The organism is Polaribacter vadi, assembly GCF_001761365.1.
In the GTDB taxonomy this organism is placed as follows: domain Bacteria; phylum Bacteroidota; class Bacteroidia; order Flavobacteriales; family Flavobacteriaceae; genus Polaribacter; species Polaribacter vadi.
The window spans coordinates 3,225,209-3,247,886 of record NZ_CP017477.1; the positions used below are offsets into that span (position 1 = coordinate 3,225,209).

The window sequence follows — 22,678 nt, forward strand, 5'->3', positions numbered from 1 at the left end:
TTTAATATCGTTTTAAAAATTACTTATTTATAATTTGAAAGCCTTTTTTATGGTATCAACATAATCTAATTTTTCCCAAGTAAAAGTTTCTACTTCTTCAGAAACAGTTTCACCCATAGGATTTGAAAAAGTTACTGTTTTTACTTCTGGTGTTCTTCCCATATGTCCATAGGCAGCAGTTTCTGAGTAAATTGGTGTTCTTAATTTTAATCTTTTTTCGATAAAATAAGGACGCATATCAAAAATAGTTTCTACTATTTTACTAATTTCTCCATCAGTTTTGTTGATGGTTGCAGTTCCATAAGTTTCTACATTTATACTTGTTGGTTTGGCAACACCAATAGCATAAGAAACTTGGACTAAAACTTCTTTACATAAACCAGCAGCCACTAAATTCTTAGCAATATGTCTTGTTGCATATGCTCCAGATCTGTCTACCTTACTTGGATCTTTTCCTGAAAATGCACCTCCTCCATGAGCACCTTTTCCTCCATATGTATCCACTATAATTTTACGACCAGTTAAACCAGTATCTCCATGAGGACCACCAATTACAAAAACACCTGTTGGGTTTATATGATATGTAATATTATCTGTAAATAATTTTTGAAGATTTTCAGGTAATTTTGCAATAACTCTTGGAATTAAAATTGATTTTATATCAGCATTAATTTTTGCCAACATTTTATCTTCTGCAATCTTTTTATCTTCTTTACTTTCTGATGAAGGTTTTACAAAATCATCATGTTGTGTAGAGATTACAATGGCATCAATTCTTTGAGGAATATTATCATCTGAATACTCAATAGTAACCTGGCTTTTTGCATCAGGTCTTAAATAATCGATTTCTTTATTTTCTCTTCTTAAAATTGCTAATTCAATTAACAATCTGTGAGACAATTCTAATGCCAAAGGCATATAGTTTTCAGTTTCATCAGTTGCATAACCAAACATCATTCCTTGATCTCCTGCTCCTTGTTCTTCAGGATTTGTTCTATCAACTCCTTGATTTATATCTGGTGATTGTTCATGGATTGCAGATAAAATTCCACAAGAATTTCCATCAAACATATAAGCGCTTTTTGTGTAGCCAATTTTATTGATTACTTCTCTAGCAATTTGCTGAACATCTAAATACGTATCAGATTTTACTTCACCAGCCAAAATAACTTGACCTGTAGTTACCAGCGTTTCGCAAGCAACTTTACTGTTTTTATCAAAAGCTAAAAAATTATCAATTAAAGCATCAGAAATTTGATCTGCAACTTTATCTGGGTGTCCTTCAGAAACACTTTCTGAAGTAAATAAATATGACATAACTATCTTGTTTTAAGTTTTTTAGGTAAAAATAAAAAGATTGCGAGGTAACTAAAAGAAGTATGGAATTATACTGCTTTAGCTTTTGTTTTGTTAAAGTTGTTGTAGTGAAAAACAATTCAACAAGAGGTTGCAATCAGTTCAAATTTTCCTCTTAATTATTTTGCAAAGTTACAGTTTAAAACCATACTTAAATCAATTTTGGGTATAATTTTTTATGATAGCATCATCGATAAACTAATTTTAGAAGATAACAACGAATGATTTTATAGAATGATGAATTGAAACCTGTAAACTTTACGAAATCTATATAAAAATAAAATAAAGTGCTTTTTATTTGGATATTAAACTTTTCTGTTGCAATATTTGTACTTACAAAGTTCAATAACTTATTGAAATGTTATCAAGAAAGGTGGAGGGATTAGACCCTTTGAAACCTTAGCAACCCTTTGCAATGCTGAACTCAATTCAGAATTTTAAAGAAGGTGCTAAATTCTACCCAAAGTACTGAATTTATTTCAGTATCTCACAAAAGAGATTGGATAGATAACAAAAAAAGAATGTTTCACTTCTGAAATGTTTGATTTTTCTTAATAACATTTTTCTAGTAAATACATCAACAGAAATTGATGTTTTGACTTTTGGTTTAATCATTTATTAACTCAAAAAAACAGAAAAATGAGTACATTAAAATTAGCAACAAACGCATTGCATGCAGGGCATGATGTAAAAGCAAATGGAGGAACAAGAGCAGTTCCTATTTATCAATCTACAGCGTATGTTTTTAACAATTCAGAACACGCAGCAAATTTATTTTCTTTAAAAGAACTAGGGTTTATTTACACACGTTTAAACAACCCAACAAATCAAATTTTGCAAGATCGTTTAGCAGCTGTAGAAGGTGGAATTGGAGCCGTAGTTTTTGCTTCTGGAACTGCAGCAATTGCTACAGGTTTTTTAACGCTTTTAAAAACTGGAGATCATATTGTTGCTTCTAGCAGTTTGTATGGAGGAACGTATAATTTGTTAAGTGTTACTTTACCAAGATTCGGAATTACAACAACTTTTGTAGATGCTTCTGATCCAGAAAATTTTGGAAAAGCAGTGCAAGAAAATACTAGAGCAATCTTTATTGAATCTTTAGGAAATCCTAAATTAGATGTTTTAGATTTAGAAGCAATTTCTGCACAAGCTAAAAAAGCAGAAGTGCCTTTTATTGTAGACAATACTGTTGCAACTCCAGCTTTATTAAATCCTATAAAACATGGTGCAGATTTAGTAATTCACTCCTTAACAAAATACATTAGTGGGCAAGGAACTTCTTTAGGAGGTGCAATCATTGATGCAGGAACTTTTAATTGGGCAAATGGAAAATTCCCAGAATTTACAGAACCTTCTGCAGGATATCATGGTTTAAAATACTATGAAACTTTAGGTGCAGCATCTTTTATTTTTAAGTTGATATTAGAAGGTTTACGTGATTTTGGTGGTGCTTTAAGTCCTACAAACGCGTTTAATATTATTCAAGGTTTAGAAACTTTGCCTGTTAGAATTAAACAACATTCTAAAAATGCATTAGCTTTAGCAAAATGGTTGGAAGAGCAAGATGAGGTTGCTTGGGTAAATTATCCTGGTTTAGAAAGTAGTAAATACAAGAAATTATCAGATAAATATTTACCAAAAGGACAAAGTGGAATTGTAACTTTTGGACCTAAAAAAGGTTTTGAAGCTGCAAAAGTAATTGCAGATACTACAAAACTATTTTCTTTATTGGCAAATATTGGAGATACAAAATCGTTAATTATTCATCCAGCAAGTACAACACATCAACAATTAGATGAAGCACAACAAGCAAGTGCAGGTGTTAGTCAAGATTTAATCAGATTGTCTGTTGGTATTGAAGATTTAGACGATTTAAAAGCAGATTTAAAAGAGGCTTTTTCTAAAATATAAATAAACATAAAGGATGTCTCCTTGAGCGCAGTCGAAAGGTCTTTTTGACTTTCGAGTAAATAAGTTCTCGACTGCGCTCGAACAGACAAAAAATAACACAATATTTGGAAAATCAACTACAACATATCACTATAAATAATTTCACTACAGAAAGTGGAACTCATTTTAAGAACCTGCAATTAAGTTATCAATTGTTTGGACAAAAATTGGGGGCTGCTCCTGTTATTTTAGTAAATCACGCACTTACAGGAAATAGCGATGTTGCTGGTGAAAATGGTTGGTGGAAAGATATTATTGGTGTTGATAAAACAATCGATACAAATGTATATACAATTCTATCTTTTAATATTCCAGGAAATGGTTTTGATGGTTTTTTGATTGAGGATTACAAAAGTTTTATTGCTAGAGATGTTGCCAACATATTTTTAATCGGATTAAAACAATTAGAAATCGATAAGCTTTTTGCTCTAATAGGAGGTTCTTTAGGTGGAGGAATTGCTTGGGAAATGATGGTTTTAAAAAACAAACTTACCCAACACTTTTTACCAATTGCCACAGATTGGAAATCTACAGATTGGCTAATTGCAAATTGTCAAATTCAAGAGCAATTTTTAATAAATTCTAGCAATCCTGTTCATGATGCAAGAATGCATGCCATGTTGTGTTACAGAACTCCAGCTTCTTTTAAAGAACGTTTTCATCGCTCTAAAAAAGAAAATTCAACTGTTTTTAATGTTGAAAGTTGGTTGTTACACCATGGAAAAAAATTGCAAGAACGTTATCAATTATCGTCTTATAAGTTGATGAATCAGTTACTTAGGTCTATTGATGTGACTAATAATGATGAACTAAAAATTGATATTTTAGACAAAATTGAAGCGGATATTCACATTGTTGGTGTGGATTCTGATTTGTTTTTTACTGCTGAAGAAAATAAGCAAACACACAAAAAGTTAGCATTAACAAAAGCAAATGTTACCTATAATGAAATTAATTCGGTGCATGGTCATGATGCTTTTCTAATTGAATATGACCAATTACAAACCATTATTGAACCTATTTTCAATAAAGATTATAGAAAGAAAAAGATGAAAGTTGTAAAATTTGGAGGTAAATCTTTAGCCAATGGAAAAGGGTTAGAGAATGCTATTGAAATTATAAAAAATAAACATCAAAATAAAGAAAAATTTACGATTGTGGTTTCTGCAAGAGGCAATTCCACAAACGATTTGGAAGCTATTTTAAAGAAAGCAGCTGCTAAGAAAGAATACAAAACTAAGTTCGAAAAATTTAAGAATTATCAACAAGAACCAAATAAAAATGTTGATTTTTCCGATGAGTTTTCAAAACTATCTACCATTTTCGAAGGTGTTTCTTTATTAGGCGATTATAGCCAGAAAATTAAAGATGAGGTTTTAGCACAAGGTGAAATTTTATCAGCAAAATTAGTAGCGAGTTTGTTAGAGGAAGAGGGTATTTCTGCAAATGTAACAGATGCTAGGAATTTAATTATTACTGATGAAAGCTTTGGAAATGCACAGCCAATTATTCCGATTTCTAAAGAAAATACAATCAAATATTTTAAAGAAAATAATGATAAAATTCATATTGTAACAGGGTTTATATCCTCAAATAAAAAAGGAGAAACCACAACTTTAGGTAGAAATGGCAGTAATTATACAGCAGCTTTATTAGCTAATTTTTTAGATGCTGATGAGTTGCAAAACTACACACATGTTAGTGGAATTTTTACAGCAAATCCTGATTTGGTGGCTGATGCAAAAAAAATAGAGCAATTATCCTTTTCTGAAGCGAATGAATTGGCAAATTTTGGAACGACAATTTTGCATGCAAAAACCATTATTCCTTTATTAGAGAAAAACATCAATCTTCGAATTTTAAATACGTTTAATAAAGAGGATAAAGGCACTTTAATCACAGCAGAATCATCAACAAAAGGTATAAAATCTATTTCTACGATTGATAATGTTGCTTTGTTAAATTTTGAAGGTCGAGGTTTGTTAGGCAAAGTTGGTGTTGATGCCAGAATTTTTAAAGCATTAAGTGATAAAAATATAAGTGTAAGTATTATTTCTCAAGGTTCTTCAGAAAGAGGAATTGGGTTGATCATTGAAGCTGAAAGAGCGCAAGAAGCTATTTATGCTTTGGAAAAAGAGTTCGAAAATGATTTTTATGCACAAGATGTAAATCATATTTCTATTGTAAATAATGTTGCAGTAATATCCATCATTGGGCAAGATTTAAGCGAATTTCATCATCCTTATAATGCCTTGATCAAAAACCAAATTGTTCCACTTTTATTCAATAATACAGTTACAGGTAAAAATGTAAGTTTGGTGGTTAAAAAGACAGAACTTAACAAAGCCGTAAATGTAATTCATGGACAAGTTTTTGGAGTTACTAAAAAAATAAATATCGCTATTTTTGGGAAAGGTTTAGTTGGCGCAACTTTAATTGACCAAATTATAGAAAATACACAATCGGTTTTAGAGCGAAGAAAAATTCAATTGAATGTTTTTGCTGTAGCGAATTCTAAAAAAGTTTTGCTTAATAAAAACGGAGTTTGTAAAAATTGGCAAGAAAATTTATCGAATAAAGGTAATGAGAATATTGCTGTTGAAGATATTATTGCGTTTGCAAAAGAACATCATTTTGAAAATTTAATTGCTGTTGATAATACAGCAAGCGTTAATTTTGTAAGCAATTATATTCCATTAATTGAAGCAGGTTTCGATTTGGTTTCTTGTAACAAAATAGCAAATACTTTATCTTTTGATTTTTATAAGGAAGTAAGAGCAAAGTTAAAAGAATATAAAAAACAATATTTATACGAAACCAATGTTGGTGCAGGTTTACCTTTAATTGATACCATCAGGTTATTGCACGAATCAGGAGAAAATATCACTAAAATTAGAGGTGTTTTTTCAGGAAGTTTAAGTTATTTATTTAATACTTTTTCTTCGGATGAAGTTTCTTTTTCATCAACCTTAAAAGAAGCAATTGATAAAGGTTTTACTGAGCCAGATCCAAGAGAAGATTTAGGTGGAAATGATGTTGCCAGAAAATTGTTAATTTTAGCAAGAGAATTAGAATTAGAAAACGAATTTGATGAAGTTAAAATTCAGAATTTAATTCCAGAGAATTTAAGAGCAGGTTCTGCAACCGATTTTCTAGGAAATTTAGAATTATTGAATGAGGAATATCAAAAATTAAAAGAAAATCAAAAGCCAAATCATGTTTTACGTTATATTGGCGAATTAAGTGGAGATTTATCTCAAGAAAAAGGAAATTTAGAAGTAAAATTAGTATCAACTACTACAAATACACCTTTGGGTTCTTTAAAAGGTTCTGATGCAATTTTTGAAATTTATACAGAATCTTATGGAGAGCAACCTATTGTAATTCAAGGAGCAGGAGCAGGAGCAAGTGTAACTGCAAGAGGCGTTTTTGGTGATATTTTAAGATTGGCAAAACATAATAATTAGTATAGTTGGCAGTAATTCAGTCAGCTAGAAAACTTTAAAGACTAAAATAAATAATTAGGCGTTTTTCTGCAAGGTTTCCAAAACTTCCTGCAAGGTTTTCAAAACCTTGTAGGTATTTTAAGCTTTATTAAAAAAGGTTTATAGTTATTTAATTTTTATTAAAATCAAAAATACCTACAAGGTCAATAAAAAAGACCTTGTAGGAAAAATAAAGAAAATGAAGAAACATTTCGAAACAGAAGCGATTAGAACACAAACAGAAAGAAGTCAATTTTCTGAACATTCTACACCTTTATATTTAACATCTAGTTTTGTTTTTGATGATGCTGAAGAAATGAGAGCATCTTTTGCAGAGGAAAAACAACGCAATTTATACAGCAGATTTACAAATCCAAATACCACAGAATTTGTAGATAAAATTGTACAAATGGAAGGAGCAGAAGCTGGTTACGCTTTTGCAACAGGAATGTCTGCCATTTTTACAACATTTGCAGCTCTGCTAAATGCAGGCGATCATGTAGTTTCTTGTAGATCGGTTTTTGGTTCTACACACTCTATGTTCACCAAATTTTTACCAAAATGGAATATTGAAACTTCTTATTTTAAGGTGGATGAAGTTGATTTGGTAGAAAGTTTAATTAAAGAAAACACTAAAATTCTTTACATAGAAACACCTACAAATCCTGCAGTAGATATTTTAGATTTAGAATTGATTGGTAAAATTGCCAAAAAACACAATTTAATATTTATTGTAGATAATTGTTTTGCAACACCTTATGTGCAACAGCCAATTAAATTTGGTGCAGATTTGGTCATCCATTCTGCTACCAAATTAATTGATGGTCAAGGAAGAGTTTTAGGTGGAGTTACAGTTGGGAAAGCAGATTTAATGAGAGAAATCTATTTATTTGCAAGAAATACTGGGCCAGCAATGTCTCCTTTTAATGCTTGGGTTTTATCTAAAAGTTTAGAAACTTTATCAGTTAGGGTAGAAAAACATGCAAAAAATGCTAAAAAATTAGCTAAATTTCTAGAAAAAAGCGACTATGTAAAAATGGTAAAATATCCGTTTTTAAAATCGCATCCTCAATATAAAGTTGCAAAAAAGCAAATGAAATTAGGAGGAAATATCGTTGCTTTTGAAATTAAAGGCGGTTTAGAAGCAGGTAGAAAGTTTTTAGACAGTATAAAAATGTGTTCTCTATCAGCAAATTTAGGCGATACAAGAACCATTGTTACACATCCATCTTCTACAACTCATGGGCGTTTATCTGAAGAAGATCGATTGGAAGTAGGTATCACAAATGGCTTGGTTAGAATTTCTGTAGGATTAGAAAATATTACTGATATTATTGAAGATATTAAGCAAGCTTTAGAAAAATAATATTTTCATCATTTTATTATTTCATCAAAAAAAGCATTTTAAGATTTATAAACATAAAATAACAAGTTGATATTAAAAAGATAACGAATTGGTTAACCAATTCGTTATCTTTACTTTTAAATACTATTAAACTGTGATTTTTATGAAAATTAGTTTCAAAATTATATTTTTTTGTCTTTTAATATTTTCTTTCGTTTTTTGTTCTAAGGATGCTCTTTCTGAAGAAACTGAAGAGATAATTGAGAATACCTCACAACTTTCGCCAGCTAAAAATTTCGATTTAACGACTTGGAATATTAGTATTCCAGAAAATAATGGGAGTGGAGTTGCCACAACAATTTCTGTTTTATCATTGAATAAAGATTATCAAAATGAAAACTATTTTTACACAGCTGAAGATAGTGGAATGGTCTTTAAATGTTTTGTAGATGGTTTTAAAACATCCACAAATACAAGCTATACTAGAACCGAATTAAGAGAAATGTTAAGAGGTTATGTTACAGGAATTCCTACACAAGGCGTCAATAAAAACAATTGGGTTTTTGGTGCTGCACCTAGTTCAGATAAAAATGCTGCAGCTGGTTTTGATGGTGAAATGAATGCAACTTTAGCAGTAAATTACGTAACAACTACAGGAAATTCTAGTCAAGTTGGGAGAGTAATTGTAGGTCAAATTCATGCAAATGACGATGAACCTATAAGACTATATTACAGAAAATTACCTAACAATGAATTGGGTTCAATTTATTTTGCTCACGAACCAAGAGATGGTTTTGGTAATGAACAATGGGTTGATATGATTGGCTCTAGAAGTAGTTCTGCAACAAATCCAACAGATGGAATTGCTTTAAATGAAAAGTTTTCTTACAAAATTAAAACAGTAAATAACTTGTTGACAGTTACCATTTCTAGATCAGGAAAAACCGACGTTACAAAAACTGTAGATATGAGCAATAGTGGTTATGATGTTGGTGGGCAATACATGTATTTTAAAGCAGGCGTTTATAATCAAAATAATACAGGAAATGCAGATGATTATGTACAAGCAACGTTTTATAAATTAGAAAAAAGTCATACAGTCAATTAAAATTAAGGGAATTTGATTACTTTAGTTGCATGTTATCAAAGAAAACAAAATACGGAATAAAAGCACTTACTTTTTTAGCAAAACAGGAATGTAAAACGCCTGTTGCTATTGCTACTATTTCTAAAAGTGAAAATATTTCACTAAAATTTTTAGAAAGTATTTTGTTAACACTTCGTAAAAATGGCTTGTTAGGTTCTAAAAAAGGTAAAGGTGGAGGTTATTATTTATTAAAACCTTCTGATGAAATAGAAATGACAACGATTATGCGAATTTTAGAAGGACCAATTTCTATGGTGCCTTGTGTAAGCTTAAATTTTTATGAAAAATGTGATGATTGTCCAGATGAAAATGCTTGTGCAGTTCATAAATTAATGATGCAAGTTAGAGACAGTTCTCTGCAGATTTTTAGAAACACAACATTGGCAGATTTGTGTAAATAGTAGGTTTTTATAGTTGATAAAATTTAGAGCATTTTTCATGAAAAAAATTGGATTACTTTTTTTATTATTTTTTACAATTCCACATTTTTCTCAAGAAAATAAGAAAGAAAATCCTAAAACTAAATTCACTAATTTTTTAGCAAATTCCTATTACAGTCTAAATTTTGGAGGTATTTTTTATCCTTTCTCTAATGATCATTTAATTGATGGTTTTGCAACTGAAACCTTCAGTAAAAACCGATTTTCTGGCAGATTACTTTTAGGACATAAAATAAACGAAGATTTATCTGTTCAATTTGGAACGATGAGACCCGCTTCTTGGTTTAAATATGACAATGTAAATAACACTGGTTATGAAAGAAGTGTGTGGATAAATGCTTGGTCTTTATCACTTAAAAAAGATTTTAAAATCAATAATAAATTTAATTTGTTTGCAGAAGCTGGTATCGCAAACGTAACTAGATTTGGTTTTTCAATTAATGATCAAGTTATTTATGATGATGCTCATTTTGCAAGTTTACTCTATGGTTTTGGTCTCCAATATCGATTATCAGACAAATGGCGATTGTCGGCAAATGGAACATTTCTACCTAAATCAACCAAAAATAATCAGCCCTCAATTTCACAAGCAACCCTAGGGTTTGAATATCATTTGCAACAAGTAGATGATAAAACAGCAGCTGAATACGCAAAAAACGAATATTTTTTTCCAAAGAATATTTTTCAAGTAAGTTATGGAACAGGAGAAATTGGTTTTGGATTCAATCAATTTTTTGGAATGAGTTTGCCAGTTGGTAATTTTGATAGTTTTGGAGTGCCGATTTTTTGGGTTGGAGAAGTAAAAGCACAACATGCTTTGTCTTTAACATATCAACGTTTAATTTACAGATCAGAAAAGATTTTTTCTTTAGATTGGGGAGCAAGTGCAACCTATTTTCAATCAAGAGAGGGTACAGATGTTTTTGCTTTTTCGATTTTTCCAGTTTTACGTTTCTATTTGTGGCGAAAACCAACCTTTGATTTTTATGCAAATTACTCCATCATTGGTCCTGCTTATATTACAAAAAGTGATATTGACAACTCTAAAACTGGCCCAAATATAACCTATCAAGATACGATGGGTTTTGGGGTATTCTTTGGAGAAAAAAGAGAATATAACTTCGAGTTGAGAATTATGCATTATTCGAATGGAAATATTTTTACTAGAAATGCGGGTGTTGCAATTCCACTTCAATTTACAATCGGAAAGACTTTTTAAAGCTCCTTTTATCTTTTTTTACCAAAATTATCGTAAAATATATTCTTTAACTACAACCTTTTAGTATTTCGATATCCTCAAATAATCTAACTTATTTTTATTAATCTACTAAAACGATAGGGTTTGTATTTATTTTAAGAATTATAGAGTAATTTTTTAAAATAAAAGGTATATGTTTGCATACCCTACTAAATAAATAGGGTAATAATATTTATACAATATTATGATTGCAGATCAAATGATTTTTAGTAAAAAAATAGCAAAACAAAGTTTTGAGGAAGATTTATCTTCAGAGAAACCAATAAGGAGCATTGTAAAAGCATTAAGCTGGAGAATTGTAGGAACGTTAGATACGCTAGTGGTTTCCTATTTTGTAACAGGTAAAATAGTTTTAGCAGCATCCATTGCTACTGTAGATTTTTTAACGAAACTAGTTTTATACTTTTTTCATGAAAGAATTTGGAACAAAATAAAATGGGGTAAATAATGAGTTTAGACTTAGATAAAGTTAATAAAGAATTACAAGATAAAAGTCCAGAAGAAATTATTTCTTGGGCAATTTCTTATGCAAAAAATCCAATTATTACTACCAATTTTCGTCCTTATGAAGTAGCAATTTTAAATGCTGTTACAGAGGTGCAAAAAGACATTAAAGTAATTTGGTGCGATACTGGTTACAATACAATTCAGACGTATAAACACGCAGAAGAAATTATTGAAAAACTGAATTTAAACATTCAGTTATACGTTCCTAAACAGACAGTTGCACACAGAAATGTAGTTTTAGGAGTTCCTTCAGTTGATGATGAAAAACACACACTTTTTACAGAGCAAGTAAAACTAGAACCTTTTAAAAGAGCAATGCAAGAACACAAACCAGATGTTTGGTTTACAAATTTAAGAAAAGGGCAAACTGCTTTTAGAAATAGTATAGATGTGGTTTCTGTTAGTAAAGACGGAATTATAAAAGTAAGTCCTTTTTACAATAGTTCAGATGAAGATTTAGATACTTATTTAGAAGAAAAAGGCTTGCCAAACGAATTCAAATATTTCGATCCAACAAAGGTGGAAAGCAACAGAGAATGTGGTTTGCATATATAAAAGACATGATAATGAATCAAAATACAATACAAGTAGATGCTTTAGAAAGCGAAGCCATTTATATTTTTAGAGAAGTTGTAGCGCAATTTGAAAAACCTGTGTTGCTTTTTTCTGGTGGAAAAGACAGCATCACTTTAGTGCGTTTGGCGCAAAAAGCATTTTATCCTGCAAAAATTCCTTTTCCTTTAATGCATATAGATACTGGGCATAATTTTCCTGAAACGATAGCTTTTAGAGACAAGCTAACCAAAGAATTAGGTGTTGAATTAATTGTAAGAAACGTTCAAGATAATATAGATTCTGGTAGAGTAAAAGAAGAAACTGGTAGATATGCAAGTAGAAATATGTTGCAAACAGAAACCTTATTAGATGCTATTGAAGAGTTTGGTTTTGATGCTTGTATTGGTGGAGCAAGAAGAGATGAAGAAAAAGCAAGAGCCAAAGAACGTATTTTTTCTGTAAGAGACGATTTTGGTCAGTGGGATGAAAAAAACCAACGTCCAGAAGTTTTCGATATGTTAAATGGACGTATAGATTTAGGTCAAAATGTACGTGTTTTTCCAATTTCTAATTGGACAGAATTAGACGTTTGGTCCTACATAGAAAAAGAAAAGATCGAAATTCCATCCATTTATTTTGCCCATAAAAGGAAAATATTTGTGAGAGATAATATGATTTGGTCTGCAGATGATTCAGTTGTTTTTAGAGATAAAGAAGAAGAGGTCTTAGAAAAAATGGTTCGTTTTAGAACTGTGGGCGATATGAGTTGTACAGCAGCAGTTTTGTCTGACGCTATAGATATTACAAAAGTCGTCGAAGAAATTAGAGATTCTTCAATTTCAGAAAGAGGGGCAAGAATCGATGACAAACGTTCTGAAGCAGCAATGGAAAAACGAAAACAACAAGGATATTTCTAAACTTTTTTAGGTTTAATACTGAACTTGATTCAGTATCTCAGTGAAAATTATTTGGGCGTTTTAACGGGCTTTCCACTATATCTTTTTTTGAGAAAAACAAAAAAAGGATGTCGTTTCAATCCCTAACGCAACTATTAAAAAGTGATTTGCAAGTTTCAAAAACTTTTAAATATCAATAAAAAAAATACAAATCAAGCGAATAGCTAAAAGCAAAACGCTAAGAGCATAAAAGAAATGAATGTACTAAAAATAGCAACAGCAGGAAGTGTAGATGATGGAAAAAGTACTTTAATTGGTCGTTTGTTATATGATACAAAATCGTTAACAGATGATAAATTAGAAGCCATTGAAGAAAAAAGTAGACAACGTGGTTTTGACTATTTAGATTTTTCTTTAGCAACAGATGGTTTGGTTGCAGAACGTGAACAAGGAATTACTATAGATGTTGCACATATTTATTTTTCAACCAGAAAAAAGAGTTTCATTATTGCAGATACTCCAGGTCATATAGAATATACTAGGAATATGGTTACTGGTGCATCAACAGCACAAGCTTCTATTGTTTTAATCGATGCTAGAAATGGGGTTGTAGAACAAACTTATCGTCATTTTTTTATCAATAATTTATTACGAATAAAAGATGTTGTAATCGCCATTAATAAAATGGATTTAGTTGATTTTTCGGAAGAAAAATATAACATCATTAAAGGTGAAATAGAATATTTGGCAAGCAAAAGTGAGTATAAAAACCAGAATTTAACTTTTATTCCATTGTCTGCTTTACAAGGAGATAATATAGTTTCAAAATCTGAAAACACACCTTGGTACAAAGGCGAAACGTTGTTACATCATTTAGAAAATTTAGATGCAGAAGACATAAGTGATGCTTCTCAAGTTCGTTTTCCTGTGCAAACTGTTATCAGACCAAAAACAGAAGAATTTCATGATTTTAGAGGTTATGCAGGTAAAATTTATGGTGGAGATTTAGAAATTGGAGATGATATTGTGGTGTTACCATCACAAACAAAATCAAAAATAAAAAGCATTCATTTTTTTGATAAAGAATACGCAAAAGCAAAAAACGGAAGTTCTGTAACCATCACTTTAGATGATAATGTAAATGTAAGTAGAGGAGATATGTTGGTTAAAATTGATGAAGAACCAACCATTACAAAACAATTAAAAGCCACTATTTGTTGGATGGATTCCAGTCCACTTCAAGCATCACAAAAATACTATATAAAACATGGTGTAAATGATGCACAAGCAAAAATTACACAATTATCAAACATTATAAAAACAGATTTTTCAGGCAAAACTGAAAATCCATCAGAATTAAAACTGAATCAAATAGGCGAAATTGAATTAAAAATAAGCAAACCATTATTGGTAGATACTTATCAAAAAAATAAATCAAATGGTTCTTTTATTTTAATCAATCCTAAAACTAATAATACAGTAGGTGTAGGATTTATAAATTAAAAAAAAATGCAAAGTTTTAGAACAGAAATAGAAAATCCAGTCGTAGAAAGAGATATTATTGAATTGGCAGATAAAATTGCGCAATTTAATAATCTTCAAATAGATGAAGAAAAATTTAGAAGCTTACGATTAGCTAGAGGAGTTTACGGTCAGCGTCAAGAAGGTGTGCAAATGATTCGTATTAAACTGCCTTATGGTAAAGTAAAGAGTAATCAACTACGAAGAATTTCTGAAGTTTCAGACGAATATTCAAGAGGAAGATTACACATTACAACACGTCAAGATATTCAAATTCACTATGTAGATTTACAAAGAACTCCAGAATTGTGGGCAGAATTAGAACGTGATGATGTTACGTTGCGTGAAGCTTGTGGTAATGTTGTAAGAAACGTAACTGCTTCTGAAACTGCAGGAATTGATGTTGATGAACCTTTTGATGTTTCACCTTACGCAGATGCATTATATAAATTCTTTTTACGGAACCCAATTTGTCAAGAAATGGGACGTAAATTCAAGGTTTCTTTTTCTTCTACGGATAAAGATACAGGTTTGTCTTATTTACACGATTTAGGATATATTGCTAAAATAGAAAACGGAGTAAGAGGTTTTAAAGTAATGGTTGCTGGAGGATTAGGTTCACAGCCAAGACATGCAGAAGTATTGTATGATTTTTTACCATCAGATAAAATTATTCCAGTAATGGAAGGTGTTTTAAGAGTTTTTGATAGATATGGCGAACGAAAAAGTAGAGCCAAAGCAAGAATGAAATTCTTATTAAAAGATATTGGTTTAGAAGCTTTTAAAAATTTAATTGAAGAAGAACAAAAAGCGATTGAATTTAAAACGGTTGTAATTGATGCAGCATCTTATGTGCCTTCAGAACCTGTTTATGTTGAAGCGCCACAAGTGGAAATAAAAGACCAAGCAGCATTTAATTTATGGAAATCAACAAACTTGATTCCTCAAAAACAGAAAGGATATGTTGCAATCGGAATTAAAGTTTTATTAGGAGATTTTTATACAGATAAAGCCCGTTTATTAGCAGATTTAGTAGATACATACGCAGCAGGTGAAATCCGTTTAACCTTACGTCAGAATATTGTTATTCCTTTTGTGAAGGAAGATTTAGTTCCTTTGTTTTATCAGGAATTAGAAAAATTAGGATTTGTTGAAGCAGGTTATAATAAAGCAGTAGATATTACAGCTTGTCCAGGAACAGATACTTGTAATTTAGGAATTGCAAGTAGTACAGGAATTGCTGTAGAATTAGAAAAAGTGATTGCTGCAGAATATCCTCAGTATTTAAAAAATGAAGATTTAGTCATTAAAATTAGTGGTTGTATGAATGCTTGTGGACAACACAATATGGCAAACATTGGTTTTCAAGGAATGACAGTAAGAACACCAGATAAATTAGTAGCGCCAGCGTTACAAGTTTTATTAGGTGGAGGAAATTTAGGAAATGGAAACGCACTTTTTGCAGATAAAGTAGTAAAAGTACCAAGTAAAAGAGGACCTGAAGCTTTGCGTAGAATCTTAAATGATTATGAAGCAAATGCAAACGGAAAAGAATTTGTAGACTATTATAAAGAAAAAGGAGAAAAGTATTTTTATGATTTCTTAAATGATTTACAAGACGTTACCAATTTAACACAAGAAGATTTTATTGATTGGGGAGAAGCTGATAAATATGTAAAAGAAATTGGAATTGGAGAATGTGCAGGCGTTGTGATCGATTTAATTGCCACTCTATTTTTAGAAAGTGATGAGAAAATTGAAAATGCAAAAGAAGCTTTTGGAAACGGCGTGTATTCAGGGGCAATTTATTACGCGTATCAATCTATTGTCAATTCTGCGAAAGCATCATTATTAGCAGCAAATAAGAAAACGAATACACATGCAAGTATAATTTCTCAATTCGATGAGGAATTTATTTCATCAGGAAAAATAGATTTAGGTACTTCTTTTGCAGAATTGATCTATCAAATCAATAAATTTGCTCCAACAGCAGAATTTGCTGAGAAATATATTAATGATGCAGGTAGTTTTTTACAAAAAGTAAGAGCTTTTAGAGAAGTTGAAACTTCTGTTGCACAGTAATTTTAAAAAAAAAATGAGTATTAAAACACCAAAGTTAACAGTTGTAGGTGCTGGGCCTGGAGATGTAGATTTAATCACAGTAAAAGCTATTAAAGTTTTAAAAACTGCGGATGTAGTTTTGTATGACGCTTTGGTAAATGAAGAGCTATTAGATTTTATCAATCCAAAAGCAGAACTTATTTTCGTCGGAAAAAGAAGAGGTTGCTATAGATATCAACAAGAACAAATTAACGAATTAATTGTAGCAAGAGCAAAAACTCATGGACATGTTGTTCGCTTAAAAGGTGGCGATCCTTTTATTTTTGGAAGAGGAGCAGAAGAAATGGAATTTGCTGCCAACTTTGGAATAGAAACAGCTATGGTTCCAGGTATTTCATCGTCTTTGGCAGTACCTGCATATCAAAATATTCCCTTAACAAAAAGAGGAAGTGCAGAAAGTTTCTGGGTAATTACAGGAACTACAAAAGACCATAAATTATCGAATGATGTTGCTTTGGCAGCAAAATCGAACGCAACTATTGTAGTGTTAATGGGAATGGGAAAATTGGCAGAAATTGTAAAATTATTTCAACAAGAAAATAAAAACGATTTGCCAGTTGCTATTATTCAAAACGGAACAAGAACCAACGAAAAAGTAGGAATTGGAACTGTAGATACCATTTTAGAAATTGTAAAAAATCAAGAATTAAGCAATCCTGCAATTATTGTTTTAGGCGAAGTTGTAAATCACAGAGCAATTTTAGCAAATGTGCAAGAAGAATATGCAAAAGCGTTAATTGATTAATTTTTTAAGATGGAACGTAATAATTTATATCCTATTTTTTTAAAGTCTAAAAACCTAAATTTTTTAATAGTTGGTGGTGGTTTTGTGGCCGAAGAAAAATTAACTTTCTTGTTAAAATCAAGCCCAGATGCTAAAGTAACAATGGTTTCGCCAATGTTTAGAGAAGGCACTATTGAATTATCAAAAAAAGGCAATGTTACTTTAATTAAAGATGTTTATCAAAAAAAATATTTGGAAGGTAGGCACATTGTAGTTGCAACTACAGATATTCCAGCAATAAACGTACAAGTTTGGAAAGATTGCAGAGCAGAAGCAAAGTTGGTAAATGTTGCTGATAATCCTCCATATTGCGATTTTTATATGGGAGGAATTGTAACCAAAGGAAACGTAAAAGTTGCAATTTCAACAAACGGAAAATCGCCAACAACAGCCAAAAGATTGCGTCAGTTTTTTGAAGATGTAATTCCAGAAAATGTAGACGATTTAGTGAAAAATTTAAACGAATATAGAAAAACCATCAAAGGAAACTTTGAAGAAAAAGTAGAAAAACTAAACGAATTCACAAAAAGTTTGGTTGAAAAATAAAGTAACTTCCTGCAAGGTTTCTAAAACTTTGTAGGTCTGATAAATAAACAAAAATGATTACAACAGATATACTAATTATTGGTGCAGGACCAACAGGATTATTCACAATTTTTGAAGCAGGTTTATTAAAGTTAAAATGTCATTTAATTGATGCTTTGCCACAACCTGGAGGTCAGTGTTCTGAGATTTATCCAAAGAAACCAATTTACGATATTCCTGCATATCCAGAGATTTTAGCAGGCGATTTAACAGATAAATTGTTAGAACAAACCAAGCAGTTTGAACCAGGTTTTACTTTGGGAGAAAGAGCAGAAACAATCGATAAATTAGAAGATGGAACTTTTATTGTAACCACAAATAAAGGGACAAAACATCACGCGAAAATTGTTGCCATTGCTGGTGGTTTAGGTTCTTTTGAGCCTAGGAAACCAAAAATTGAAAACCTTGCAAATTTTGAAGATAAAGGTGTGGAATATATTATTAAAGAACCAGAGTTTTATCGAAATAAAAAAGTGGTAATTTCTGGAGGTGGAGATTCTGCTTTAGATTGGGCAATTTTCTTATCAAATATAGCATCAGAAGTAACTTTAATCCACAGAAGAAACGAATTTAGAGGTGCTTTAGATTCTGTTGAAAAAGTACAAGAATTAAAAAATTTAGGTAAAATTAGACTAATTACACCTGCAGAAGTAAAAGGTATTTTAGGAACTGATAAAGTAACAGGAGTTGCTGTAGAAAAGAAAGGCGAAGATGCATTTATTGTAGATGCAGATCACTTTATTCCTTTGTTTGGTTTGTCACCAAAATTAGGACCAATAGGTAATTGGGGCTTAGAAATCGAGAAAAATGCCATCAAAGTAAACAACGCTTTAGATTACCAAACCAATATTCCAGGAATTTACGCAATTGGCGATGTCAATACGTATCCAGGAAAATTAAAGTTAATTCTTTGTGGTTTTCACGAAGCTACTTTAATGTGCCAAAGTGCTTATCAAAGAATTTTTCCAGATAAAAAATACGTAATGAAATATACCACAGTTGGTGGTGTAGATGGTTTTGATGGTACACGAAAAGAAGCGCCAAAGGCAGTTGTAAAAGCTATAAATTAATTTTTTAATGAAAGTTTTCAGATTTTTTATCGACATAAAAGAATAATTTTTATGAGAAGCTATTTCCAGCTTTCCACTGTATCTTTTCATAGGCGTCTTTGCGAAGTTTACTTTTTTTGTAAACTGTGGCAATCTCTTCTAGAAATTGAATTACTTGTTTGGAAAGCCTATAAAAAGGATGTCGTTTCAATCTGGGCTAAACTTGTTTAAAATTATTAGTTTAAGAATACTATATTGCTAATTTAAATACACAAAGACCTCACAGGTTTTCAAAAGCTGTGAGGTCTAACCAATCAAATTTCTTACTTTTGATATTTGATAAACATAGATGATGAGTTTAGATATAAATATTAAGATTACTGACAGAAATGGAGTAACTCACGAAGTTGTTGCACCTACAGATATGGCTATGAATTTGATGGAAGTTGTTCGTTCTTACGAACTTGCAGAAGAAGGAACCATAGGAATTTGTGGAGGAATGGCAATGTGTGCTTCTTGCCAATGCTATGTAAAATCAGATCATAATTTACCAGAAATGACGGATGATGAAGATGCAATGTTAGCAGAGGCATTTAATGTTGAAGACAATAGTAGATTAGGGTGTCAAATTCAAATGACATCAGAAATGGAGGGTTTAGAAGTTGAATTAGCACCAGAATCATAATTTATGAAAGAGGTTGTAAGTGAAATTTTAGTTAAAAATTACAGCATGTGTTTACGAGATGCTGTAGAAGTTTTTACCAAAGAAATAATTAATTGCCTTTTTGACGAAAAATATCAACAAGAAAAAGGACAAGACACAAAAAATAAATTTTTCAAAATTTTAGAGCGTTTAGAAATTGAAAATGAAACTTGTTTTTGGTTAGATTTCGAAAATTCTTTTTCTGAGATTAGAAGAAAATTAGATTTGGATGCTGTTTTCGCCCTAAATAGCGATCCTGCAGCAAAAAGTTTACGAGAAATTTATTTAGCATATCCAGGTTTTTATGCCATTGCTGTTTATAGATTAAGCCATCAATTATTACAACAAGAAATACCTGTATTGCCAAGAATGATGAGTGAATTCGCTCACAGTATAACAGGAACAGATATTCATCCAGGAGCAGAAATTGGAGAATCTTTTTTTATAGATCATGCAACAGGAATTGTTATTGGCGAAACCACAATTATAAAAAATAAGGTAACTATTTTTCAGGGAGTTACTTTAGGAGGAATTCAAGTAAAGAAAAGTTTAGCATCAACAAAAAGACACCCAACTATAGAAAGTGGTGTTGTTATTTATGCAAACGCAACTATTTTAGGAGGTGATGTTATTATTGGTGCAAATTCTGTTATTGGCGCAAATGTGTGTGTTACAGAATCAATCTCAGAAAATTCGGTAGTTACTGTAGAATCAGAAAATAATATTTTTCAAAAAAAAATTAAAAGATGAAAACAAAAAGTATCATAGATTTTGTAGGAAATACACCTTTGGTAGAAGCTCAAAATATATTTAAAAAAGAAGGCGTTACTTTATTGCTAAAATTAGAAGGAAATAATCCTGGAGGAAGTGTTAAAGACAGAGCTGCTTATAATATGATTTCTGAAGCTTTAAAAAGAAAAAATATAAAAAAAGGAGATACTTTAGTGGAAGCTACTTCTGGAAATACAGGAATTGCTTTGGCGTTAATGGCAAAAGTTTTAGGCGTACATATGGTTTTGGTAATGCCAGAAAATTCTACGATTGAAAGAGTAAAAACGATGCGTGCTTATGGTGCAAAAGTAATTCTTACATCGAAAGAATTAGGGATGGAAGGTTCTAGAGATCATGCTTTAAAACTAAAATATAAAAAAGGATATTACAGATTAAATCAATTTGATAATACAGACAATTCTAAAGCACATTATAAAGGAACTGGGCCAGAAATTTGGAGAGATACAGAAGGTGAAATAACACATTTTGTATGTACAATGGGTACAACAGGTACAATTATGGGTGTTTCTGATTACTTAAAAGAGCAGAATAAAAATATTACCATTATTGGAGTTCAGCCAAAAGAAGGAGCAAAAATTCCTGGAATAAGAAACTGGCCAGAAGAATATTTACCAGCTATTTTTAATAGAAAAAAAGTTGATGAGGTAATAGAAGTAGATGAAGAAGAAGCAAAAGCAATGACGCAAAGATTGGCTGAAGAAGAAGGCATTTTTGCAGGAATGAGTAGTGGAGGTTCTGTAGCAAGTGCTATAAAAGTGGCAGAGAAATTAGATAAAGGTGTTGTGGTTGCTATTATTTGTGATAGAGGAGACCGTTATTTATCATCAACATTATTTGAAAAAGAGTAATTTAATATAAAATTTTCAAGATTTTAAGTTCGTAATATGCTTTAATTTTATCTAAAAATTTTAGTGTAATAATTCTACAAATAAAAATATAATGCGTTAATTTGTAGCTCAGTTCATAAACTTATTAATTACGTTATCACGAAAGGTAGAGGGATTAGACCCTGTGAAGCCTTGGCAACCTCTCATTTATGAGAAAGGTGCTACATTCTACAAGAATACTATGAATTTAATTCATTTATTTTTGACAGATAACAGAGAAAATTTACACTTTTCCTGATGACATATTGATACTAATTATCAAATAAAAATGTCAAACATATATAAAGCTTTACAAGAAAGAATTTTGGTTTTAGATGGTGCCATGGGTACTATGCTACAAGCCTATAAATTTTCTGAAGAGGATTTTAGGGGAGATCGCTTTAAAGACTATCCAACTCCACTTCAAGGAAACAACGATTTACTTTCAATTACGCAACCAGAAGCAATCAAAACCATTCATGGAAAATATTTTGAAGCTGGTGCAGATATTATAGAAACCAACACTTTTTCTGGAACTACAATTGCAATGGCAGATTATCAAATGGAAGATTTGGTTTATGAGCTAAATTATCAATCTGCAAAAATCGCTAAAGAAGTTGCACTAGAATTTACAGCAAAAGAACCACAGAAACCACGTTTTGTTGCAGGTTCTATTGGACCAACAAACAGAACAGCAAGTATGTCTCCAGATGTAAATGATCCTGGTTATAGAGCTGTAACTTTTGAAGATTTAAGAATAGCTTACAAACAACAAATAGAAGCTTTGTTAGATGGTGGAGTGGATCTTTTATTAGTAGAAACTGTTTTTGATACCTTAAATGCAAAAGCAGCTTTATTTGCAATTGAGCAAGTAAAAGATGAAAGAAATATCGAAATCCCTACCATGTTAAGTGGCACAATTACAGATGCTTCAGGAAGAACTTTGTCAGGACAAACAGCCGAAGCTTTTTTAATTTCTGTTTCTCATATTCCTTTATTATCTGTGGGCTTCAATTGTGCTTTAGGAGCTAATTTGTTACAGCCACATTTAGAGGCAATTGCTAATAAAACCGACTTTGCAATTTCTGCACATCCAAATGCAGGTTTGCCAAATGCTTTTGGCGAATATGATGAAACTCCAGAAGAAATGGGCGAACAAATTGAAGAATACTTAAAGAAAAACTTAATCAATATAATTGGAGGTTGTTGTGGTACAAGTCCAGAACATATAAGAGTAATTGCCAATATTTCAGCGAAGTATAAACCAAGACGTCACTCTGAGCTAATTTCAGAATCAAATTAAGAAGAACGAAAG

At 31.0% G+C, this 22,678-nt stretch carries 19 protein-coding genes and 2 riboswitches; of the genes, 18 read left to right on the forward strand and 1 reads right to left on the reverse strand.

The window, feature by feature from the left end; all coding sequences use genetic code 11:
• Positions 1–27: 27 nt before the first annotated feature.
• Positions 28–1,317 (reverse strand): methionine adenosyltransferase, encoded by a 1,290-nt coding sequence (gene metK / locus LPB03_RS13940; RefSeq protein WP_065320503.1) that lies wholly within the window; start codon positions 1,315–1,317, stop codon positions 28–30.
• Positions 1,318–1,714: 397 nt separating this feature from the next.
• A riboswitch (SAM riboswitch) is annotated at positions 1,715–1,870 on the forward strand.
• Positions 1,871–1,995: 125 nt separating this feature from the next.
• Here metK and LPB03_RS13945 point away from each other — a divergent pair.
• The 18 genes from LPB03_RS13945 (at position 1,996) to LPB03_RS14030 (ending at position 22,666) form a co-directional block, all read left to right on the forward strand.
• The gene (locus LPB03_RS13945; protein ID WP_065320502.1) at positions 1,996–3,270 is read left to right on the forward strand and encodes an O-acetylhomoserine aminocarboxypropyltransferase/cysteine synthase family protein; all 1,275 of its coding nucleotides are present in this window, start codon (positions 1,996–1,998) and stop codon (positions 3,268–3,270) included.
• 104 nt (positions 3,271–3,374) lie between these two features.
• The gene (thrA, locus tag LPB03_RS13950; protein WP_065320501.1) at positions 3,375–6,776 is read left to right on the forward strand and encodes a bifunctional aspartate kinase/homoserine dehydrogenase I; all 3,402 of its coding nucleotides are present in this window, start codon (positions 3,375–3,377) and stop codon (positions 6,774–6,776) included.
• Between the two features lie 217 nt (positions 6,777–6,993).
• Positions 6,994–8,160, forward strand: a complete 1,167-nt coding sequence (locus LPB03_RS13955) for an O-succinylhomoserine sulfhydrylase (protein ID WP_065320500.1) — start codon at positions 6,994–6,996, stop codon at positions 8,158–8,160.
• Positions 8,161–8,302: 142 nt separating this feature from the next.
• The gene (locus LPB03_RS13960; protein WP_065320499.1) at positions 8,303–9,247 is read left to right on the forward strand and encodes a polysaccharide lyase family 7 protein; all 945 of its coding nucleotides are present in this window, start codon (positions 8,303–8,305) and stop codon (positions 9,245–9,247) included.
• A 29-nt stretch (positions 9,248–9,276) separates the two neighbouring features.
• Positions 9,277–9,687 (forward strand): RrF2 family transcriptional regulator, encoded by a 411-nt coding sequence (locus LPB03_RS13965; RefSeq protein WP_065320498.1) that lies wholly within the window; start codon positions 9,277–9,279, stop codon positions 9,685–9,687.
• Between the two features lie 37 nt (positions 9,688–9,724).
• Complete coding sequence (locus LPB03_RS13970) at positions 9,725–10,945, forward strand: acyloxyacyl hydrolase (protein WP_065320497.1); 1,221 nt, start codon at positions 9,725–9,727, stop codon at positions 10,943–10,945.
• A gap of 223 nt (positions 10,946–11,168) precedes the next feature.
• Entirely contained in the window at positions 11,169–11,432 is a 264-nt protein-coding gene (locus LPB03_RS13975; RefSeq protein WP_065320496.1) for a DUF2061 domain-containing protein, read from the forward strand.
• Positions 11,432–12,046, forward strand: a complete 615-nt coding sequence (locus tag LPB03_RS13980) for a phosphoadenosine phosphosulfate reductase domain-containing protein (RefSeq protein ID WP_065320495.1) — start codon at positions 11,432–11,434, stop codon at positions 12,044–12,046. Before LPB03_RS13975 ends, LPB03_RS13980 begins: the two co-directional genes overlap by 1 nt.
• An 11-nt stretch (positions 12,047–12,057) precedes the next feature.
• Positions 12,058–12,963 (forward strand): sulfate adenylyltransferase subunit CysD, encoded by a 906-nt coding sequence (cysD, locus tag LPB03_RS13985; protein WP_065320545.1) that lies wholly within the window; start codon positions 12,058–12,060, stop codon positions 12,961–12,963.
• Positions 12,964–13,197: 234 nt separating this feature from the next.
• Positions 13,198–14,445, forward strand: a complete 1,248-nt coding sequence (locus LPB03_RS13990; protein ID WP_065320494.1) for a sulfate adenylyltransferase subunit 1 — start codon at positions 13,198–13,200, stop codon at positions 14,443–14,445.
• Positions 14,446–14,451: 6 nt separating this feature from the next.
• Entirely contained in the window at positions 14,452–16,545 is a 2,094-nt protein-coding gene (locus LPB03_RS13995) for a ferredoxin-like domain-containing protein (protein ID WP_065320493.1), read from the forward strand.
• Positions 16,546–16,558: 13 nt separating this feature from the next.
• A complete protein-coding gene (gene cobA / locus LPB03_RS14000; protein WP_065320492.1) occupies positions 16,559–17,329 on the forward strand; it encodes a uroporphyrinogen-III C-methyltransferase in 771 nt (256 codons plus the stop codon).
• A 9-nt stretch (positions 17,330–17,338) separates the two neighbouring features.
• Positions 17,339–17,914: a precorrin-2 dehydrogenase/sirohydrochlorin ferrochelatase family protein gene (locus tag LPB03_RS14005; RefSeq protein ID WP_065320491.1), complete on the forward strand. Its 576-nt coding sequence runs from the start codon at positions 17,339–17,341 to the stop codon at positions 17,912–17,914.
• A 53-nt stretch (positions 17,915–17,967) separates the two neighbouring features.
• Positions 17,968–19,023 carry an NAD(P)/FAD-dependent oxidoreductase gene (locus tag LPB03_RS14010; protein WP_065320490.1) on the forward strand — a complete coding sequence of 352 codons (1,056 nt, stop codon included), beginning with the start codon at positions 17,968–17,970 and terminating at the stop codon, positions 19,021–19,023.
• A 331-nt stretch (positions 19,024–19,354) separates the two neighbouring features.
• The gene (locus LPB03_RS14015; protein WP_065320489.1) at positions 19,355–19,687 is read left to right on the forward strand and encodes a 2Fe-2S iron-sulfur cluster-binding protein; all 333 of its coding nucleotides are present in this window, start codon (positions 19,355–19,357) and stop codon (positions 19,685–19,687) included.
• A 3-nt stretch (positions 19,688–19,690) separates the two neighbouring features.
• Positions 19,691–20,455 carry a serine O-acetyltransferase EpsC gene (gene epsC, locus LPB03_RS14020; RefSeq protein ID WP_065320488.1) on the forward strand — a complete coding sequence of 255 codons (765 nt, stop codon included), beginning with the start codon at positions 19,691–19,693 and terminating at the stop codon, positions 20,453–20,455.
• Positions 20,452–21,345, forward strand: a complete 894-nt coding sequence (gene cysM, locus LPB03_RS14025; protein ID WP_065320487.1) for a cysteine synthase CysM — start codon at positions 20,452–20,454, stop codon at positions 21,343–21,345. Before epsC ends, cysM begins: the two co-directional genes overlap by 4 nt.
• Before the next feature lie 130 nt (positions 21,346–21,475).
• Positions 21,476–21,600: riboswitch (SAM riboswitch) on the forward strand.
• Positions 21,601–21,652: 52 nt separating this feature from the next.
• Positions 21,653–22,666, forward strand: a complete 1,014-nt coding sequence (locus LPB03_RS14030) for a homocysteine S-methyltransferase family protein (RefSeq protein ID WP_065320486.1) — start codon at positions 21,653–21,655, stop codon at positions 22,664–22,666.
• Positions 22,667–22,678: the final 12 nt, after the last annotated feature.

Excerpts from the sequence above, each read along its gene's own strand:
- metK (WP_065320503.1), bottom strand. The coding sequence starts at position 1,317 with ATGTCATATTTATTTACTTCAGAAAGTGTTTCTGAAGGACACCCAGAT.
- LPB03_RS13945 (WP_065320502.1), top strand. The coding sequence starts at position 1,996 with ATGAGTACATTAAAATTAGCAACAAACGCATTGCATGCAGGGCATGAT.
- LPB03_RS13955 (WP_065320500.1), top strand. The coding sequence starts at position 6,994 with ATGAAGAAACATTTCGAAACAGAAGCGATTAGAACACAAACAGAAAGA.
- LPB03_RS13960 (WP_065320499.1), top strand. The coding sequence starts at position 8,303 with ATGAAAATTAGTTTCAAAATTATATTTTTTTGTCTTTTAATATTTTCT.
- LPB03_RS13965 (WP_065320498.1), top strand. The coding sequence starts at position 9,277 with ATGTTATCAAAGAAAACAAAATACGGAATAAAAGCACTTACTTTTTTA.
- LPB03_RS13970 (WP_065320497.1), top strand. The coding sequence starts at position 9,725 with ATGAAAAAAATTGGATTACTTTTTTTATTATTTTTTACAATTCCACAT.
- LPB03_RS13975 (WP_065320496.1), top strand. The coding sequence starts at position 11,169 with ATGATTGCAGATCAAATGATTTTTAGTAAAAAAATAGCAAAACAAAGT.
- LPB03_RS13980 (WP_065320495.1), top strand. The coding sequence starts at position 11,432 with ATGAGTTTAGACTTAGATAAAGTTAATAAAGAATTACAAGATAAAAGT.
- cysD (WP_065320545.1), top strand. The coding sequence starts at position 12,058 with ATGAATCAAAATACAATACAAGTAGATGCTTTAGAAAGCGAAGCCATT.
- LPB03_RS13990 (WP_065320494.1), top strand. The coding sequence starts at position 13,198 with ATGAATGTACTAAAAATAGCAACAGCAGGAAGTGTAGATGATGGAAAA.
- LPB03_RS13995 (WP_065320493.1), top strand. The coding sequence starts at position 14,452 with ATGCAAAGTTTTAGAACAGAAATAGAAAATCCAGTCGTAGAAAGAGAT.
- cobA (WP_065320492.1), top strand. The coding sequence starts at position 16,559 with ATGAGTATTAAAACACCAAAGTTAACAGTTGTAGGTGCTGGGCCTGGA.
- LPB03_RS14005 (WP_065320491.1), top strand. The coding sequence starts at position 17,339 with ATGGAACGTAATAATTTATATCCTATTTTTTTAAAGTCTAAAAACCTA.
- LPB03_RS14010 (WP_065320490.1), top strand. The coding sequence starts at position 17,968 with ATGATTACAACAGATATACTAATTATTGGTGCAGGACCAACAGGATTA.
- LPB03_RS14015 (WP_065320489.1), top strand. The coding sequence starts at position 19,355 with ATGAGTTTAGATATAAATATTAAGATTACTGACAGAAATGGAGTAACT.
- epsC (WP_065320488.1), top strand. The coding sequence starts at position 19,691 with ATGAAAGAGGTTGTAAGTGAAATTTTAGTTAAAAATTACAGCATGTGT.
- cysM (WP_065320487.1), top strand. The coding sequence starts at position 20,452 with ATGAAAACAAAAAGTATCATAGATTTTGTAGGAAATACACCTTTGGTA.
- LPB03_RS14030 (WP_065320486.1), top strand. The coding sequence starts at position 21,653 with ATGTCAAACATATATAAAGCTTTACAAGAAAGAATTTTGGTTTTAGAT.